An 18,696-nucleotide genomic window follows, 5' to 3' on the forward strand; every position below is an offset into this window, starting at 1 on the left:
TCAGCAAAGAAAAAGGCCGCTTGCGCGGCCTTCGAAAGGAAGAGAAAAATTTCAGGCCGCCAACGGCAGCGGCGACGCCAGCGCCAATCCACCGTTGAGGCTGTAGGCGTGCTGATGGCCGAGACGGCGCAGACACAGCGCGGCCTTCATGCTGCGGTTGCCGCTGCGGCAGAAGAACACCAGCGGCGTCTGCTCGGCGCGCAGCCATTCGCTGGCGTACTCGGCCAGGCGACTCAGCGGCACGCTCAACGCCATGCGGCCGGCCGGCAGCGGTGCGACGGTGGCGGCAAACTCATAGGGTTCGCGCACGTCGACCAGGCGCGCGTCGGGATGGGCTTGCAGGAATGCGTCCAGCGCGGTGCTATCGAGTTGCGCGTCAGCAGCGACGATTGCCGCTGGTGCAGACATCATGCTGGTGCAAAACTGATTCTGTTCATCGCGGGTTGGGCACAGCAGCGTTTGCCCGTTGCTGATGGCGCCCAGCGCCTGCTGCGCCGGACGCGCACTGAAGGCAAAGCGCACCGCTGCGGCCGGCAGGCTGCCGCCGTCGGCCTCGCCAAGCAGGAAGGCGCGCAGTTCGTCGCCGGTGCCGCATGGCACGCAGGCCAGCAGTTGCGCGCCGAGCCTGATGGCGCCGGCGCTGGCGCCGTTGTCGAGCTGGATGCTGATGGCGTTGGCCGGCCAACCATAGGCGTCGGCATCGGCGGCGCGGTTGAAGTGACGGCCCAGCGCCTCGACCAGCACGGCGCGGCCGGCGTTGGGCAAGGTGCTGACCACGGCCTGCACCTGGTAGTTCTGGCAGCGCACATAGGATTCGATGCGCGCGGTGTGCTCCGGCAAGGGATCGATGACGATGCAGCTGCGGCTGGCGGCGTCCAGCACCATCCAGCTGCACGCGCCTTCGACGCCGAGTTGCAGCAGGCCGTCGTGCGGCACGGCGGTGCGGTCCGACGGGATCAGGCAGCTGGCGCGCAAGGCGGCGCCGCAGCGCTCGATGCGCGCACAGGCGGCGGCGATGGTGGCTTCGTCGGCCAGCGGGCCGAACGACATGCGGATGGCGCCGGCGCTGCGCCACAGCGGCAGTCCCATCGCATCCAGCACATAACTCGGCGCGGCCTTGGACGAGGAACAGGCGCTGCCGGCGCTGACGCGCACTTCCGCTGCGTCGAACACATCCATCAGCTCGCGGCTCGACAGGCCCGGCACGGAGAAATTCAGCGTGGTCGGCAGCGCCTTGTCGAAGGGATTGTTGAACACCACGCCCGGCAGCGCGGCGCGCAGGCTGTCGGCCAGGCGGGCACGGAAGCTGCTCAGTTCCGCGGCGGTGCGGAAGGTGTCGCCACGCTCCAGCGCGGCCAGCACGGCGCCCAGCGCGGCGATGCCGGCCATGTTCTCCGTGCCGGAACGCTGGCCGGCTTCCTGGCCGCCGCCCATGATGAGGGCGGTGAACGGCGTGCCGGCGCGCACGTACAGCATGCCGATGCCTTTGGGCGCATACAGTTTATGGCCGGAGAACGGCGCGTAATCGATGCGGGTAGAGGACAGATCCAGCTTCAGCTTGCCCAGCGCCTGGACGCAGTCAACCATCCACAGCGCCTGGCTGCCGGTTTCCGCCAGCACCGCCTCGATGCCGGCCAGGTCGGAGATGACGCCGGTTTCGTTGTTGGCGGCCATGGTGCACACCATCGCCGCCTGCGGTGCGACGTCGCGCAGCGCCTTCAGGCTGTGGACGCCGTTGTGGTCGACCGGCAGCTTGTGCAGCGTCAGGTTCAGGCCCAGCAGGCGGTTCCAGTGCGCCAGGCTTTCCGGCACGGCCTTGTGTTCGGTGGCGCCGTAGACCAGCAGCGTGCCGATGGGCTCGCCGGCGTCGCGCCGTTCGCGCAAGGCGACCAGCGCCGACAGCACTGCGGTCTGGATGCCCTCGGTGGCGCCGCTGTTGAACATCAGGCGGCCATTGCCGACGCCCAGCAGGCGCACGGCGCAGGCGCGCGCCTCGTCGAGGATCACTTTCGCCTTGAGGCCGGTGCCGTGAGTGCTGCTGGGATTGCCGTAGCGCTGGCCCATGGCGTCGGTGGCGGCCGCGATGGCGGCGGGCAGGACAATGCTGGTGGCGTTGCTGTCGAGATAGATTTCAGTAGTCATCCGTATAGCTTACGCAAGTATGCTGAAATAGTCGTACCAAATTTCCACGCCCAGGCATAAGATGTAGGTAATACATCCTACTTTTTCCAAGATAATAGAATGAATCAACTTGACCGTTATGACTACGCCATCCTTGACGCCCTGCAACGGGATGGCACGCTGTCCGTTGCCCAGCTTAGCGAGCAGGTAGGCTTATCCTCCACGCCATGCTGGAAACGGCTGCGGCGGCTGGAAGAGGACGGCTATATCGAGAACCGCGTCGCCATCATCAACCGCCGCAAGGTGGGCCTGCCGGTTACGGTGTTCGTCAGCGTGCGCACCACCCAGCACGACGAGAAATGGTTTGCGCGCTTTGCCGCTGCGGTGGCGGCGCTGCCGGAAGTGCAGGAGTTCCACCGCATGAGCGGCGACGTCGATTACCTGCTGAAGGTGGTCACCAGCGATATCGAAGGCTATGACCGCTTTTACAAGAAGCTGATCAAATCCGTGCAGTTGACGGGCGTATCGTCGGCGTTCTCGATGGAACAGATCAAGATCACCACCTCCCTGCCGCTGGGGCTGGTCTCGCACCAGGAGAGTGCATCCATGAGATAATGCTCATTCCAAATACTTGATTTAAACACATGCGCGCCTTCTTCCAAAGCTGGCTGCCCAGCGCCCCCACCGCCAACAGCCGCGAGCAATTGCGGGCCGCCATCGGCGCCTTGTTGGGCATCATGCTGACCGCCCTGGTCAGTCATCTGCTGTTGCAACATACACATGCGTCCGCCTTCCTGGTGGCGCCGATCGGCGCGTCGTCGGTGCTGCTGTTTGCGCTGCCGGCCAGCCCGCTGGCGCAGCCGTGGTCTGTGATCGGCGGCAACATCATCAGCGGCCTGGTGGGCGCGGCCTGCGTGCGCTGGCTGGGCGCCAGTCTGCCGCTGCCCTTGCTGGCGGGCTTGGCCTGCGGCGGCGCGATTGCCGCCATGTTCCTGGCGCGCTGCCTGCATCCGCCCGGCGGCGCGGTGGCGCTGACCACGGTGATCGGCGGCGCGGCGGTGCAGGCGGCAGGCTTTGAATTCGTGCTGATGACGGTGCTGGCCGATTCCGTGCTGCTGGTGCTGATGGCCGTCACCTATAACAACCTGACCGGACGCAGCTACCCGCACGCGCAGCAGAACGCCCATCCCAATCCGCACGCCACCGGGGATGCGGTGCCGACCGTGCGGCTGGGCTTCAAGCCCGAGGATCTGGACGCCGTGCTGTTGCAGCACAACCAGGTGCTGGACATCAGCCGCGACGATCTGGCATCGCTGTTCATGCAGACCGAGCAGCGCGCCTACCAGCGCCGCTTCGGCATTATCAGCTGCGCCGACATCATGTCGCGCGATATCGTCAGCGCCGAGTTCGGCACAGGGCTGGCCGAAGCGTGGCAGCAGATGCGCGAACACCGCGTGGCGGCGCTGCCGGTGCTGAACCGCGCGCGGCGCGTGATCGGCATCGTCACGCAGACCGACTTCCTCGAACACGGCGGCCTGGACGATTACGGCAGCATCCGCCAGCAGCTGCAACGTTTCCTGCGCAAGAGCGGCGTCACCCACACGGAAAAGGCCGAGGTGGTCGGACAGATCATGACCCAGCATCCGACCACCGCGCGCACCGACACGCCGATCGTCGATCTGGTGCCGCTGATGGCGGACTCGGGTTTTCATCACATCCCGATTGTCGACAACGAGCAGCGATTTGTCGGCATCATCACGCAATCCGACCTGGTGGCGGCGCTGTACGAAAGTCGTTTCGCGGAAGCGGCGGCCTGATACAAAATTTGTTCCTGCCGGCCGGTGCAATGACTTATGCTATCGGCCAACTTTGTCAGACAAGGAACCTTTTATGACGTATTGCCGCGCCCTCCTCCCCATCGCCGCCGCCGTGGCCTTTGCCTTCGCGTCCATCGGCCCTGCCGCCGCCGCGCCTGCCGGCAAGGTCAGCGCTGAAGTCGCCGCCTCGGCCGACAAAGCCGTGCTGGCGATTGCCAATGAATACTATGACGCGGTTGCCCGCTTCGAGCCGATCGGCGCCACCGAAAACGGCGACAACCGTTTCGACGACCAGCTGGGCCTGAGCATCGCGCCGGCCAAGCGCGCCGCGCAGTTCAAGCTGTACCGCGGCTTCGCCAAGCGCCTGCAGGCCATCAAACCGTATCAGCTGGACGTCAAGGGCCGCATCAACTACGACATCCTGGCCTATGAGCTGCAAGGCCTGATCGCCATGGAGCGTTTCCCTGAACACCTGCTGCCAGTCAACCAGATGGACAGCGTGCCGGTGACGCTGGCCAACTATGCGGGCGGCGAAGCGTCGCAGCCGATCGGCACCGTCAAGGAATACGATGCCTACCTGAGCCGCGTGTCGCAAATGCCGGCGTGGATCGACCAGGCCATCGCCAATATGCGTGAAGGCATCAAGAAAGGCGTGACGCAGCCGCAGGCCATCATGATCTCGGCGCTGCCGCAGTTCCAGCACCTGGTCAGCGATACCGCCGAGAGCAGTATCTTCTACACGCCAGTCACCAAGCTGCCGGCCAGCTTCTCCGACGCCGACAAGCAGCGCCTGACCGCCGCCTACCGCAAGGTCATCGCGGACAAGGTGATCCCGTCGCTGAAACGCCTGGCCATGTTCGTGGAGAAGGAATACATCCCGGCCTGCCGCACCTCGACGGGCCTCGGCGCGCTGCCGGACGGCGCCGCCTGGTATCAGGCCCGTGTCGCCAACGCGACGACAACCACGCTGAAACCGGATGAAATTCACGCCATCGGCCTGAAGGAAGTCGCGCGCATCCAGGCCCAGTTTGAAGTGCTGGGTCCGAAACTGGGCTATACCGGCCCGGCCGCCGGTCTGCCGGTATGGGTGGCGGCGCAACCGAAGTTCTACCCGTTCAAAACCGAAGAGGAAGTCCAGGCCGTCTATCACAAGCTGAACGACGTGCTGGACACCAAGCTGCCGTTGATGTTCACCTTGCAGCCAAAAGCCAAGCTGGACCTGCGCCTGGAACCTGAACTGAGCCGCGCCACCGCTTCCGACCACTACACCGCGCCGGCCGGCGACGGTTCGCGTCCGGGCGTGTTCTGGTCGGTGGTCAACGATCCAACCAAGTACGGCAGCCCAGGCATGACCACGCTGTTCCTGCACGAAGGCAAGCCAGGCCACCACTTCCACATCGCCCTGATGCAGGAACTGAACCTGCCGAACTTCCGCAAGTTCGGCGGCAACAACGCCTTCACCGAAGGCTGGGCGCTGTATGCGGAAACGCTGGGCAAGGAAATGGGCCTGTTCGACGATCCGGCGCAGTACTTCGGCCACCTGAACGACGAACTGCTGCGCGCCGTACGCCTGGTGGTGGACACCGGCATGCACGCGCAGGGCTGGACCCGCGAGCAAAGCATCCAGTACATGAAGGACACGCTGGGCTATGACGTGGTGGCCAAGAGCGAGACCGAACGCTACATGGCGTGGCCGGCGCAGGCGCTGGGCTACAAGGTCGGTTCGCTGAAGATCCAGGAACTGCGCGCCCGCGCGCAGAAGGCGCTGGGCGACAAGTTCAGTCTGCCGGCCTTCCATGCGGTGGTGCTGAGCGACGGCACGCTGCCGTTGGCGCTGCTGGAAGCCAAGGTCGACCGCTGGATCGCCTCGCAACAGTAAGCGCCCAGGGCGGGCCGCCCGGCCCGCCTTTTTCCCTCCTTATTTGCTGTAGCGCTTGATGCGCGCGATCACCGCCTCAGGCAGCGCGGTGATCTGTTTGGCGTGATTGGCAAAGACGATCTGCTGACGCCCCACCGAAACCGGCTTGCCGCCCGCATAAAAGCGAAACTCCAGCCAAAATGAGCACTTCTTGATGTCATAGGCGTTCAATTCACAAGACACCTCCTGGAATGGGAAAGTTTCCTGCAAATAGTCCTGCTCCGCGTGCTTGGTGATGAACACGCCCTCTTTCTGCAGCATGTCGCTCGCGATGCACTCGTAGAACCACTTTTCGCGGCAGATGCCCTGCCACTCGAAGTAGCGCGCGAAGTAGGTATTGCCGTAGGCGTTGGAATCCTTCAGGTAGATGGTCAGCGCGTGCGTGAAGGTGGGGGCGGAAACTTGCATCAGCATGATGGTGCTCCTTAAGTGAGTGGTTACCCGGCAACCGGGCAACCCCACTAGGCGGGAGTTGGCATGGTGGAAGTTTGATCTGCCGCAAACGCTGTTGCGAAATCCAAGCGGACTGGTTCTGCCCGCGCAATACTTGGCTTTTCCGACCACTTTTCCGGAACAGCGCCATGCACTCCCTCTTGCCCGCCGTGGTCTCCCTGCTCTTTCTATGCTACGGCGCGTATGTGCTGCAATCGCGCGGCGTCAACCGCATCAGCCTGACGTTCTTCCTGCTGTGCCTGACCACTTTCTGCTGGCAATTCACCTGGGCCATCCTGTTCCAGATGCGCGACGAGCACGAGGCGCTGTCGCTGGCCAAGCTCGGCTACCTGCTGATCCTGTTCCTGCCCACCACGCTATACCACTTCATCACCGAACTGACGGCGCAGCACGCCGAGCGGCGCTGGGTCGCCGTCTCCTACGCCGTGGCCGGGCTGCTGGGCGTGCTGCTGCTGGCCAGCGACCAGGTGGTTGGCGGCGTCTACCCCTACTTTTTCGGCTACTACCCCAAGGCGGGACCGCTGCATCCGCTGCACTTGCTGCAAACGGCGCTGGTGGTGGGACGGGGGCTGTGGCTGCTGTACCGGCGCCAGCGGCAGGCGGTGTCCACCGAGAAGGCGCGGCTGCGCTATTGTCTGGTCAGCCTGCTGATCTATTTCTTTGCCGCGGTGGATTACCTGTGCAACTACGGCGTGCAGTTCTATCCGCCCGGCGTGCTGTTTGTCGCCACCAGCCTGGGGCTGATCGCGCAGGCCATGGTGCGTCACAACCTGCTGGCCGATCCGCTGGAGGTGGCGGCCACCATTGCCCATGAGATGCGCACGCCGCTGGCGACCATCCGCAACCAGTCGCGCATTCTCGGCAACTGTCTGCCGGAGTTGCTGGCGGGCTATCAGAGCGCGGTCGACAGCGGTCAGGTCAAGGCGACGCTGCCGGCGGCCCAGCTGCAATACCTGCGTGGACTGAACCAGCACATCCAGGCGGAGATCAGCCGTTCCAACTTTATCGTCGACATGATGCTGGCGTCGGCGCGCGCCGGGTCGCTCGACCGTGGCGATTTTGCCAACCATTCCATCATGAAGTGTATCGACGAGGCGCTGGCCAGCTACCCGTTCGAGACGGCGATGCGCAACAAGGTGCGGGTGCACGACAGCCACGACTTCACCTTTTTCGGCTCGGACGTGTTGCTGGTTTACGTGCTGTACAACCTGTTCAAGAATGCGCTGCACGCGATCAAGGTGGCTGGGCGGGGCGAGGTGGAGATTATGCTGGCGGACCGCCAGTTATTATTCACGGATACCGGTTCGGGTATTCCGGACGATGTATTGCCGCATGTATTTGAACCGTTTTACAGTACCGGCGGCACGGGTATCGGTTTGGCGTTTTGCCAGAAAGTGATTACTGCGTTTGGCGGAAAGATTCAATGCGAATCAAAAGCCGGCGCTTATACCCGGTTTAGTTTATCGTTTCCGCTTTGGATTAATTACCCGACCAATTGATTAGAATCTTCACCGCTGACTTTTTCCAGATCCAGTTCATCGCCCAGCACATAAATCTTTTGACCGCGTAAAACTTCCAGAATAAATGGCTGTTGTTCACGCAGGCGGCGTTTAAAATCGGGAATCGAATACAGGTTGGGATTAATTTTACGACGTAATAAACGTTCGGCCACCGGCAGGCGGGATAATAATTCGCCATAGCTCGTATTATCGCCAATCAGCAATAATTCAACGGCGGTGTCCATGCCTTCCTGTTCCTTGGCGGTGGCGCCGTAGACGAAGGCTACGTTCAGCACATGCTGCAGCGGCGCCAGCGCCGAGTTCAGCACGCTGACCAGGCCGAAGGTTTTCTTGACCAGGCCGCTCAATTCGCCGAACACGATGCAGTCCTGGTTCGGCTTGAAGCGCCGCACATTGCCGATCCGCTCCGACACGATCACGCCCGACTCATGCAGCCGCTTCAACTCGCGCTGCGCCGATGCGCTGCCCAAGCCGGTCAAGCGCATGATCTCATTCAAGTGGAATCCTTGATTGACACGTACAAACAGCAAGCCCAGCAGTTTCTGCTGGGCGGGAGTGAAGAGGGCTTGAGCAATCATAGCCAAATCTTAGCATGAACGAACTATTTGCTGGCATGTAAAAGTAGGGGGATACACAGCGGGCGTTCGCAGCGTCGGCCACGCAGCCAGGCGCGGGATGGGGGCAAGGTCTGCAAGAAGTATATTGGAGAAGACCGCAAGGAGGCGCACATGAAGACCGATCCTGGTCACCACCGGTCCGGAGCAACGTGGCGCACGGGCCTGCATCGCCATTTGCGAATTCGTGTCGGCGGCACTCTTGGCTTGCTTTGACTGGCGCGTTATATTCAGCAAAATAATTTTATTATTAGTAAGGATAGTGATTTTATTCGGCGAACTCGACTTGATGGTTCAATGCCTTAAAGAAATATCTAATCCAGCAAAAAAAAACGGCACCCGAAGGTGCCGTTTTTATTGCTGCTTGAAGATTACGCTTCGTCGCTGTGCGGGGCCACCGATTCGATGGCTTCCACGTCGCCACCGGACATGGCAGCTTTTTCGGCTGCCAGCAGAGCTTGACGCTCTTCGACTTCCCACTGCTCTTTCTCTTTGCGAGCGCGGTGGAATGCCAGACCGGTGCCGCCTGGAATCAGACGACCCACGATGACGTTTTCTTTCAGACCACGCAGACCATCGCGTTTGCCCATGATGGCGGCTTCGGTCAGAACGCGGGTAGTTTCCTGGAACGATGCGGCCGAGATAAACGAATCGGTCGACAGCGATGCCTTGGTAATACCCAGCAGAACGTTTTCGTAGGTTGCAGGGATCTTGTTCTCTGCATTCACACGATCGTTTTCATCCAGCAGTTCCGAACGCTCAACCTGCTCGCCAACGATGTAGTTGGTGTCGCCGGCATTGACGATCTGAACACGACGCAGCATCTGACGCACAATTACTTCAATGTGCTTGTCGTTAATCTTCACGCCCTGCAGACGGTACACGTCCTGCACTTCGTCAACGATGTAGCGAGCCAGCGCTTCGATACCCAGCAGACGCAGGATGTCTTGTGGATCGGCCGGGCCGTCGACAATCATCTCGCCTTTATTCACCACCTGGCCGTCGTGGACCAGCACTTGTTTATCCTTGGTAATCAGGAACTCGTGCTTGTTACCGTCCATGTCGGTAATTTCCAGACGCTGCTTACCTTTGGTTTCTTTACCGAAGGCAACAGTACCAGTAACTTCCGCCAGCATGCCCGCATCTTTCGGCGAACGTGCTTCGAACAGTTCGGCCACGCGTGGCAGACCACCGGTAATGTCACGGGTTTTCTGCGATTCGGTTGGGATACGTGCCAGCACTTCACCCACCGATACCGCCTGGCCGTCTTTCACCATGATCAGCGCGCCGACCTGGAAGCCGATCGCTACGGCGTGTTCGGTGCCGGCGATCTTCACTTCATTGCCGTCTTCGTTCAACAGTTTGACCTGTGGACGCAGGGTCTTGGTCAGCGAACCACGACGCTTCGCATCGATCACCACCAGGGTGGCCAGACCGGTCACTTCGTCCACCTGACGGGCTACGGTCACGCCTTCTTCGACGTTCTCGAAACGTACCGTACCGGCGTACTCGGTAATGATCGGACGGGTCAGCGGATCCCAGGTTGCCAGGGCGGTGCCAGCCTTGACGGTCAGGCCATCCTTGACGATCAGGGTCGCGCCGTACGGCACCTTGTGACGCTCGCGCTCACGGCCGTGGTCGTCGGTGATCAGTACTTCGCCCGAACGGGAAATGACGATTTGCGCGCCCTTGCCGTTGGTCACATAACGCATGGTCGAGGTGAAACGAATCACACCGTTCGACTTGGCTTCGACCGACGATGCCACTGCTGCACGCGATGCCGCACCACCGATGTGGAAGGTACGCATGGTCAGCTGGGTACCCGGCTCACCAATCGACTGCGCTGCCACCACACCGACGGCTTCGCCGGCGTTGACCAGCAGACCGCGGCCCAGATCGCGACCGTAGCACTTGGCGCACAGGCCGAAGCGGGTGTCGCAAGTCAGCGGGGTACGGACTTTGACTTCGTCGATACCAACGCGTTCGATCTCTTCGACCATGTCTTCGTCCAGCAGCGTGCCGGCTTCGTACAGGGTGGCCTGGGTCTCTGGGTTGACGATGTCGGTGCCCGCCACGCGGCCGAGGATACGGTCGCGCAGGGCTTCGATCACTTCACCGCCTTCAACCATCGCCTTCATCACGGTACCGTTGCTGGTGCCGCAATCATCTTCGATGACGACCAGATCCTGGGTCACGTCGACCAGACGACGGGTCAGGTAACCCGAGTTTGCCGTTTTCAGTGCCGTATCCGCCAGACCTTTACGAGCGCCGTGGGTCGAGATGAAGTACTGCAACACGTTCAGACCTTCGCGGAAGTTCGCGGTAATCGGCGTTTCGATAATCGAACCGTCCGGTTTCGCCATCAGACCACGCATACCCGCCAGCTGGCGGATCTGTGCGGCCGAACCACGCGCGCCCGAGTCGGCCATCATGTAAATCGCGTTGAACGATTCCTGGGTCGACTTGGTGCCGTCACGCTTGATGACGTCTTCCACTTTCAGCTGGTCCATCATGGCCTTGCCGACTTCGTCGGAAGTCTTGCCCCAGATGTCGACCACTTTGTTGTAACGCTCGCCAGCGGTCACCAGACCCGAAGCGTACTGCTGCTCGATCTGTTTGACTTCCGACTCGGCGGTCGAAATCAGGGTGACTTTTTGTGGCGGTACCAGCATGTCGTCCACGCAGATCGAAATACCGGCGCGGGTTGCCAGGCGGAAGCCCGACTGCATCAGTTGGTCAGCAAACACGACCGTCGCGCGCAGACCGCACTTACGGAACGAGGTGTTGATCAGCTTGGAAATTTCTTTCTTTTTCAGCGCGCGGTTCAGCACCGAGAAAGGCAGACCTTTCGGCAGGATTTCCGACAGGATGGCGCGGCCAACCGTGGTTTCGTAACGGGTCACGGTGCGAACGAATTCGCCCGTCGCTGGATCTTTTGGATTCTCAACGATACGTACGGTGATACGGGTGGTCAGTTCCACTTCCTTGTTGTCGTAGGCACGGATGACTTCCGACACGTCCGGGAACAGCATGCCTTCGTTTTTCGCATTGATCGCTTCGCGGGTCGCGTAGTACAGACCCAGCACGATATCCTGCGAAGGAACGATCGACGGTTCGCCGTTCGACGGGAACAGGATGTTGTTCGACGCCAGCATCAGCGTGCGCGCTTCCATCTGTGCTTCGATCGACAGCGGCACGTGGACTGCCATCTGGTCACCGTCGAAGTCGGCGTTGAATGCCGCGCAAACGAGTGGGTGCAGCTGGATCGCCTTACCTTCGATCAGGACCGGCTCGAAAGCCTGGATGCCCAGACGGTGCAGGGTTGGTGCACGGTTCAGCATGATCGGGTGTTCGCGGATCACGTCTTCCAGGATGTCCCAAACCACTGGTTCTTGAATCTCAACCAGTTTTTTAGCAGCCTTGATGGTCGTAGCCAGACCCATCAGTTCCAGCTTGTTGAAGATGAACGGCTTGAACAGTTCCAGCGCCATCAGCTTCGGCAGACCGCACTGGTGCAGTTTCAGCTGTGGACCCACCACGATGACCGAACGGCCCGAGTAGTCGACGCGTTTACCCAGCAAGTTCTGACGGAAGCGGCCGCCCTTACCTTTGATCATCTCGGCCAGCGATTTCAGCGGACGCTTGTTGGCGCCGGTCATCGCTTTGCCGCGACGGCCGTTGTCCAGCAGCGAATCGACCGCTTCTTGCAGCATGCGCTTTTCGTTGCGCGTGATGATCTCTGGAGCGCGCAGCTCCATCAAGCGTTTCAGACGGTTGTTACGGTTGATCACGCGGCGATACAGATCGTTCAGATCCGAGGTCGCGAAACGGCCGCCGTCCAGTGGCACCAGTGGACGCAGTTCCGGCGGCAGCACCGGCAGCACTTCCATGATCATCCACTCAGGCTTGATGCCCGAGCGCTGGAACGCTTCCAGCACTTTCAGACGCTTGGCGTATTTCTTGATCTTCGCTTCGGACTTCGATTCCTTCAGTTCCACGCGCAGGGTCTCGGCATCGCGGTGGATGTCGATCGAGCGCAGCAGTTCACGGATACCTTCGGCGCCCATGAAGGCGGTGAAGTCGTCGCCGTACTCTTCGTACTTGGCGGCGTAGTCGTCTTCCGACATGATCTGGCACTTCTTCAGCGGGGTCATGCCCGGATCGGTCACGACGTATGCTTCGAAGTACAGCACGCGTTCGATATCGCGCAGGGTCATGTCCAGGACCATACCCAGACGCGACGGCAGCGATTTCAGGAACCAGATGTGCGCGGTTGGCGACGCCAGTTCGATGTGGCCCATGCGCTCACGGCGCACCTTGGCCAGCGTGACTTCCACGCCGCATTTTTCGCAGATCACGCCGCGGTGTTTCAGGCGCTTGTACTTGCCGCACAGGCATTCGTAGTCCTTGATCGGGCCAAAGATCTTGGCGCAGAACAGACCATCGCGCTCAGGCTTGAAGGTACGGTAGTTGATGGTTTCCGGTTTTTTAACTTCACCGTAGGACCACGAACGGATTTTTTCAGGCGAAGCGAGACCGATCTTGATCGCGTCAAAGGTCTCGTTCGTCTGTACTTGCTTGAATAGATCGAGCAGTGCTTTCATGTATCACTCCAGGTAGTGATGAATTCTTCAAATTGTCCCGCTGGCAGGGCCAGCGGGACGGTGCTTGTGTCTTAGTTGCGTTCCAGGTCGATATCGATACCCAGGGAACGGATCTCTTTCACCAGCACGTTGAACGATTCCGGCATGCCGGCATCGATCACGTGGTCGCCCTTGACGAGGTTTTCGTACACTTTGGTACGGCCATTCACGTCATCGGACTTCACGGTCAACATCTCTTGCAGCACATACGATGCGCCGTATGCTTCCAGTGCCCACACCTCCATCTCACCGAAACGCTGACCACCGAACTGGGCTTTACCGCCCAGTGGCTGCTGCGTGACCAGCGAGTATGGACCGGTCGAACGCGCGTGCATCTTGTCGTCGACCAGGTGGTGCAGCTTCAGCATGTGCATCACGCCGACGGTGACCTTGCGCTCGAACGCTTCGCCGGTACGGCCGTCGTACATGGTGACCTGATTCTTCGACGGCGTCATGCCCAGCTTGGCAGCGATGTCGTCAGGGTAGGCCAGGTCCAGCATGCGGCGGATTTCCGACTCGTGCGCACCGTCGAACACCGGCGTTGCGAACGGCACACCTTTTTTCAGGTTGTGCGCCAGGTTCATGATCTCTTCGTCGTCGAAGTTGTCCAGATCTTCCGGACGACCCGATTCGTTGTAGACCGTGGTCAGGTACTTGCGCATCTCCTGCACTTTGATCTGCTGCGCCAGCATCTCGCCGATACGGATACCCAGGCCTTTTGCTGCCCAGCCCAAGTGGGTTTCCAGGATCTGACCGACGTTCATACGCGACGGCACACCCAGCGGGTTCAGCACCACGTCGGCCGGCGTACCGTCCGCCATGTAGGGCATGTCTTCCACCGGCACGATACGCGAGACCACACCTTTGTTACCGTGGCGGCCTGCCATCTTGTCGCCCGACTGCAGGCGGCGTTTGACGGCCAGGTACACCTTGACCATCTTCTGCACGCCAGGTTGCAGCTCGTCGCCCTGGGTCAGCTTCTTGCGCTTCTCTTCGAAGGCCAGATCGAACTGGTGACGCTTCTCGTTGATCGATTCCTTGATCGCTTCCAGCGCGGTAGCAGCGGTGTCGTCCGCAGGGCGGATGTCGAACCAGTGGTACTTGTCCAGATCGGCCAGGTATTCCTTGGTGATCTTGGCGCCTTTGGCCAGCTTCTTCGGACCGCCGTTGACCACCTGGCCAATCAGCATTTTTTCCAGACGCTGGAAGGCATCGCCTTCCACAATACGCATCTGGTCGTTCAGGTCCAGGCGGAAGCGTTTCAGTTCATCGTCGATGATCTGCTGGGCGCGCTTGTCGCGCACGATGCCTTCGCGGGTGAACACCTGGACGTCGATCACGGTGCCGACCATGCCCGACGGCACGCGCAGCGAGGTGTCTTTCACGTCCGAGGCTTTTTCACCGAAGATGGCGCGCAGCAGCTTCTCTTCCGGCGTCAGCTGGGTTTCGCCCTTCGGCGTCACTTTACCGACCAGGGTATCGCCGGCTTGCACTTCGGCGCCGATGTACACGATACCGGATTCATCCAGACGAGCCAGCTGGTTCTCAGCCAGGTTCGAGATGTCGCGGGTGATTTCTTCCGCGCCCAGTTTGGTATCGCGCGCCACCACGCTCAGCTCTTCGATGTGGATCGAGGTGTAACGGTCGTCTTTCACGACGTTTTCCGAGATCAGGATCGAATCCTCGAAGTTCAGACCATTCCATGGCATGAAGGCCACGGTCATGTTCTGACCCAGCGCCAGCTCGCCCAGGTCGGTCGATGCGCCGTCGGCGATCACGTCGCGCTTGGCCACACGGTCGCCTACCTTGACGATAGGACGCTGGTTGATGTTGGTGTTCTGGTTCGAACGGGTGTACTTGATCAGGTTGTAGATGTCCACGCCGACTTCGCCAGCGGTGGCTTCGTCGTCGTTGACGCGGATCACCACGCGGCCGGCATCGATGTAATCGACGATACCGCCACGCACAGCCTGCACGGTGGTGCCCGAGTCGACCGCCACGGTGCGTTCGATACCGGTACCGACCAGCGCCTTTTCAGGACGCAGGCAAGGCACAGCCTGACGCTGCATGTTGGCGCCCATCAGTGCACGGTTCGCATCATCGTGTTCCAGGAACGGAATCAGCGACGCGGCGACGGACACGATCTGGCCTGGGGCCACGTCCATGTACTGCACGCGCTCCGGCGACACCAGGATGGTCTCGCCGGCTTCGCGCGACGACACCAGCTCGTCGACCAGCTGACCGCTTTCATTGATCTTGGCATTCGCCTGAGCAATGATGTAGCGGCCTTCTTCGATCGCCGACAGGTAATCGATCTGGTCGGTGATCTTCGAGTCCACCACCTTGCGGTACGGGGTTTCCAGGAAGCCGTATTCGTTCAGGCGGGCATACAGTGCCAGCGAGTTGATCAGGCCGATGTTCGGGCCTTCAGGCGTTTCGATCGGGCATACGCGGCCGTAGTGGGTCGGGTGCACGTCGCGCACCTCGAAGCCGGCACGTTCGCGGGTCAGACCGCCAGGGCCCAGGGCGGAAACGCGGCGTTTGTGCGTGATTTCCGACAGCGGGTTGGTCTGGTCCATAAACTGCGACAGCTGCGACGAACCGAAGAATTCACGGATCGCGGCCGAGATCGGCTTGCTGTTGATCAGGTCGTGCGGCATCAGGTTGTCGGCTTCCGCCTGGCCCAGACGCTCCTTGACGGCGCGCTCAACACGCACCAGACCGGCGCGGAACTGGTTCTCGGCCAGCTCGCCGACGCAACGTACGCGACGGTTACCCAGGTGATCGATATCGTCGACTTCGCCGCGGCCATTGCGCAGTTCCACCAGGATCTTGATCACGGCCAGCACGTCTTCGTTCGACAGCGTCATGGCGCCGGTCAGTTCGTCACGGCCGATGCGGCGGTTGAACTTCATGCGGCCCACGGCCGACAGGTCGTAGCGGTCCGGGCTGTAGAACAGGCCGTTGAACAGCGCTTCGACCGAGTCTTCGGTTGGCGGTTCGCCAGGACGCATCATGCGGTAGATCGCGATGCGCGCGGCCATCTGGTCGGCGGTGTCGTCGATGCGCAGGGTTTGCGAGATGTAGCCGCCCTGGTCCAGATCGTTGGTGTACAGGGTCTGGATGTCGCTCACGCTGGCGTCGCGCAGGCGGCCCAGCACGTCTTCGGTCAGCTCGTCGTTGGCGCTGGCGATGACTTCGCCGGTGTCGCCGTCAACGATGTTCTTGGCCAGCACGCGGCCCAGCAGGTAATCCTCTGGCACCGAGATGTGTTTCAGGCCGGCGGCGTCGATGTCGCGTACATGCTTGGCATTGATACGCTTGTCTTTCATGACGATGGTCTTGCCGGTCTTCGGATCGACGATGTCGAAGCGCGCGACTTCGCCGCGCAGGCGTTCGGCGACGAATTCCATTTCCGCGCCTTCCGAGCGCAGGTGGAAATTGTCGAACACGAAGAAGTTGGCCAGGATCTGTTCCGGCGTCATGCCGATGGCCTTCAGCAGGATGCTGACTGGCATCTTGCGGCGGCGGTCGACGCGGAAGTACAGGATGTCTTTCGGGTCGAACTCGAAGTCCAGCCACGAACCGCGGTAAGGAATGATACGGGCCGAGAACAGCAGTTTGCCGGACGAGTGGGTCTTGCCGCGGTCGTGCTCGAAGAACACGCCAGGGGAGCGATGCAGCTGCGAAACGATAACGCGCTCAGTACCATTGATGACGAACGAACCGGTGGAGGTCATCAGGGGCAGTTCGCCCATGTAGACTTCCTGTTCCTTCATCTCTTTGACGACCGGCTTGGTCGGCGATTCCTTGTCCAGGATCACCAGACGTACCTTGGCGCGCAGCGGCGACGCGAACGTCAGGCCACGCAGTTGGCATTCCTTGACGTCAAAGGCGGGATCGCCCAGCACGTACGACAGGAATTCGAGACGCGCAAAGCCATTGTGCGAAACGATAGGGAAAATCGAGGTAAAGGCCGACTGCAGGCCATCGTTCTTGCGCGTCGACGGTGCGATGTCTTCTTGCAGGAAGCTGTGATAGGACTCGAGCTGGGTAGCCAGCAGGAACGGAACGTTGTGAACGTTGGCGCGCTTCGCGAATGATTTGCGAATGCGTTTCTTCTCAGTAAATGAGTAGTGCATGGACACTCCGTGAGTGACAGAAAGGGAAAAAATTTCAGGTTTAGCCTGTGTGGCTAGGCAGTCTGTCACACAGACGAAACCTGAAACTTCTACCATTTCCAGCTGATTCAATTGGAACTGCAACGTCGGGAAAACGCTACAAATACGACACAGACGACAAAGGAGCCAAAGCCGGATATTTCCCCTTTTTCAAGGAGAACCATCCGCTGCTTTGGCTCATGGCGCTAACTGTAAGCTGTTAGCTGCCGGTACAACTGATTACTTCAGGTCGGCCTTGGCGCCAGCTTCTTCCAGCTTTTTCTTAGCGGCTTCAGCGTCAGCTTTCGACAGAGCTTCTTTTACGGTTTTTGGTGCACCATCAACCACGTCTTTGGCTTCTTTCAGGCCCAGACCGGTGATTTCGCGAACTGCTTTAATCACGCCAACTTTGTTCGCGCCGACTTCGGTCAGAACCAGGTTGAATTCGGTTTGCTCTTCAGCAGCAGCAGCAACAGCGCCGCCAGCAGCAGGAGCAGCCATTGCTGCAGCCGATACGCCGAATTTTTCTTCGAAAGCTTTGACCAGTTCGTTCAGGTCCATTACGGACATTTCGCTCACTGCGTTCAGGATGTCGTCTTTGCTAATTGCCATTTGAAACTCCAATAATTTTTTGATTCGTTAATACATCAGAATGCTACTTGAGAAAAAACCCGGCCGCTTAGGCTGCTGGGGCTTCTTCTGCTGCAACTTCAGCAGCAGGAGCGCCTTCGGATTTTTTCGCTGCCAGAGCAGCCAGACCACGTGCAAAGCCCGATACCGGAGCCAGCATAACGCCCAACAGCTGCGAGATGAGGACTTCACGGCTAGGAATGCTCGCCAACGCGGTAACAGCTGCTTTATCCAGCTGTTTGCCTGCGTAGTTACCGGCAGTGATGACCAGTTTGTCGTTGGTTTTAGCGAAGTCGTTGATGACTTTAGCTGCTGCAACGGCATCGTCCGAGATCGAGTAGATCAGCGGACCGGTCATGCTGTCTGCCAGGGCGGCAAATTGCGTGCCTTCAACGGAGCGACGTGCGAGGGTGTTTTTCAACACTCGCAGGTACACGCCTTGAGCGCGCGCTTTGGCACGGAGTTGCGTCAAGTGAGCAACCTGGATGCCACGATACTCGGCCACGACGATAGTTTGCGCAGTTGCTACTTTTGCGGAAACTTCGGCGACGACGGCCTTTTTGTCATTCAGATTGAGACCCACGGTCAATCTCCTTAAATGATGGCTAGCTGAATTGCCGGCCATCGGTTCGAACAACGGCGTCCGAGGTTAGGAGTCCAATGGACTGCAAAACTTGATCGGGAACACCATCTGCGTTGGGTGAAACATTCAATTAACCGGATGCCTACCTGATGCACCTGGCCCAACGGTCTTTGATTGCGGCCGCCGCTTGCGCGGCGACCATCCCAAAGAACTGCGCCAAGCTTTCCAGCTCAGCGA

The 18,696-nt window shown here is 60.3% G+C and carries 11 protein-coding genes; 4 read left to right on the forward strand and 7 right to left on the reverse strand.

What is annotated here, in order from left to right; all coding sequences use genetic code 11:
• Positions 1-51: 51 nt before the first annotated feature.
• On the reverse strand, positions 52-2,142 hold the full coding sequence (locus GJ695_RS26480) for an aminotransferase class V-fold PLP-dependent enzyme (protein ID WP_154370122.1): 2,091 nt from the start codon (positions 2,140-2,142) through the stop codon (positions 52-54).
• A gap of 99 nt (positions 2,143-2,241) precedes the next feature.
• Between GJ695_RS26480 and GJ695_RS26485 the strand changes: the two genes are divergently transcribed.
• The 3 genes from GJ695_RS26485 (at position 2,242) to GJ695_RS26495 (ending at position 5,817) form a co-directional block, all read left to right on the forward strand.
• Positions 2,242-2,736: an Lrp/AsnC family transcriptional regulator gene (locus tag GJ695_RS26485; protein WP_154370123.1), complete on the forward strand. Its 495-nt coding sequence runs from the start codon at positions 2,242-2,244 to the stop codon at positions 2,734-2,736.
• Positions 2,737-2,765: 29 nt separating this feature from the next.
• On the forward strand, positions 2,766-3,938 hold the full coding sequence (locus GJ695_RS26490; protein ID WP_154370124.1) for an HPP family protein: 1,173 nt from the start codon (positions 2,766-2,768) through the stop codon (positions 3,936-3,938).
• Positions 3,939-4,011: 73 nt separating this feature from the next.
• Positions 4,012-5,817 (forward strand): DUF885 domain-containing protein, encoded by a 1,806-nt coding sequence (locus GJ695_RS26495; RefSeq protein WP_154370125.1) that lies wholly within the window; start codon positions 4,012-4,014, stop codon positions 5,815-5,817.
• Between the two features lie 39 nt (positions 5,818-5,856).
• Here GJ695_RS26495 and GJ695_RS26500 read toward each other — a convergent pair whose 3' ends face one another.
• Positions 5,857-6,270 carry an acyl-CoA thioesterase gene (locus GJ695_RS26500; protein WP_154370126.1) on the reverse strand — a complete coding sequence of 138 codons (414 nt, stop codon included), beginning with the start codon at positions 6,268-6,270 and terminating at the stop codon, positions 5,857-5,859.
• A gap of 167 nt (positions 6,271-6,437) precedes the next feature.
• On the opposite strand from GJ695_RS26500, the gene GJ695_RS30540 reads away from it, so the two are divergent.
• Complete coding sequence (locus GJ695_RS30540) at positions 6,438-7,808, forward strand: sensor histidine kinase (RefSeq protein ID WP_154370127.1); 1,371 nt, start codon at positions 6,438-6,440, stop codon at positions 7,806-7,808.
• Here the strand turns inward: GJ695_RS30540 and GJ695_RS26510 are convergent.
• The 5 genes from GJ695_RS26510 to rplJ form a co-directional block, all read right to left on the reverse strand.
• Positions 7,793-8,407 (reverse strand): helix-turn-helix domain-containing protein, encoded by a 615-nt coding sequence (locus tag GJ695_RS26510; protein ID WP_154370128.1) that lies wholly within the window; start codon positions 8,405-8,407, stop codon positions 7,793-7,795. The genes GJ695_RS30540 and GJ695_RS26510 overlap by 16 nt on opposite strands.
• A 407-nt stretch (positions 8,408-8,814) precedes the next feature.
• Positions 8,815-13,047 carry a DNA-directed RNA polymerase subunit beta' gene (gene rpoC, locus GJ695_RS26515; RefSeq protein ID WP_154361333.1) on the reverse strand — a complete coding sequence of 1,411 codons (4,233 nt, stop codon included), beginning with the start codon at positions 13,045-13,047 and terminating at the stop codon, positions 8,815-8,817.
• Positions 13,048-13,118: 71 nt separating this feature from the next.
• Positions 13,119-17,228: a DNA-directed RNA polymerase subunit beta gene (gene rpoB / locus GJ695_RS26520; protein WP_154370129.1), complete on the reverse strand. Its 4,110-nt coding sequence runs from the start codon at positions 17,226-17,228 to the stop codon at positions 13,119-13,121.
• 258 nt (positions 17,229-17,486) lie between these two features.
• Positions 17,487-17,858, reverse strand: a complete 372-nt coding sequence (gene rplL / locus GJ695_RS26525; RefSeq protein ID WP_154370130.1) for a 50S ribosomal protein L7/L12 — start codon at positions 17,856-17,858, stop codon at positions 17,487-17,489.
• A 67-nt stretch (positions 17,859-17,925) separates the two neighbouring features.
• Positions 17,926-18,459: a 50S ribosomal protein L10 gene (rplJ, locus tag GJ695_RS26530; RefSeq protein WP_166455007.1), complete on the reverse strand. Its 534-nt coding sequence runs from the start codon at positions 18,457-18,459 to the stop codon at positions 17,926-17,928.
• Positions 18,460-18,696: the final 237 nt, after the last annotated feature.

This window comes from Duganella alba, from assembly GCF_009674495.1.
GTDB classification, from domain to species: Bacteria; Pseudomonadota; Gammaproteobacteria; order Burkholderiales; family Burkholderiaceae_D; genus Rugamonas; species Rugamonas alba.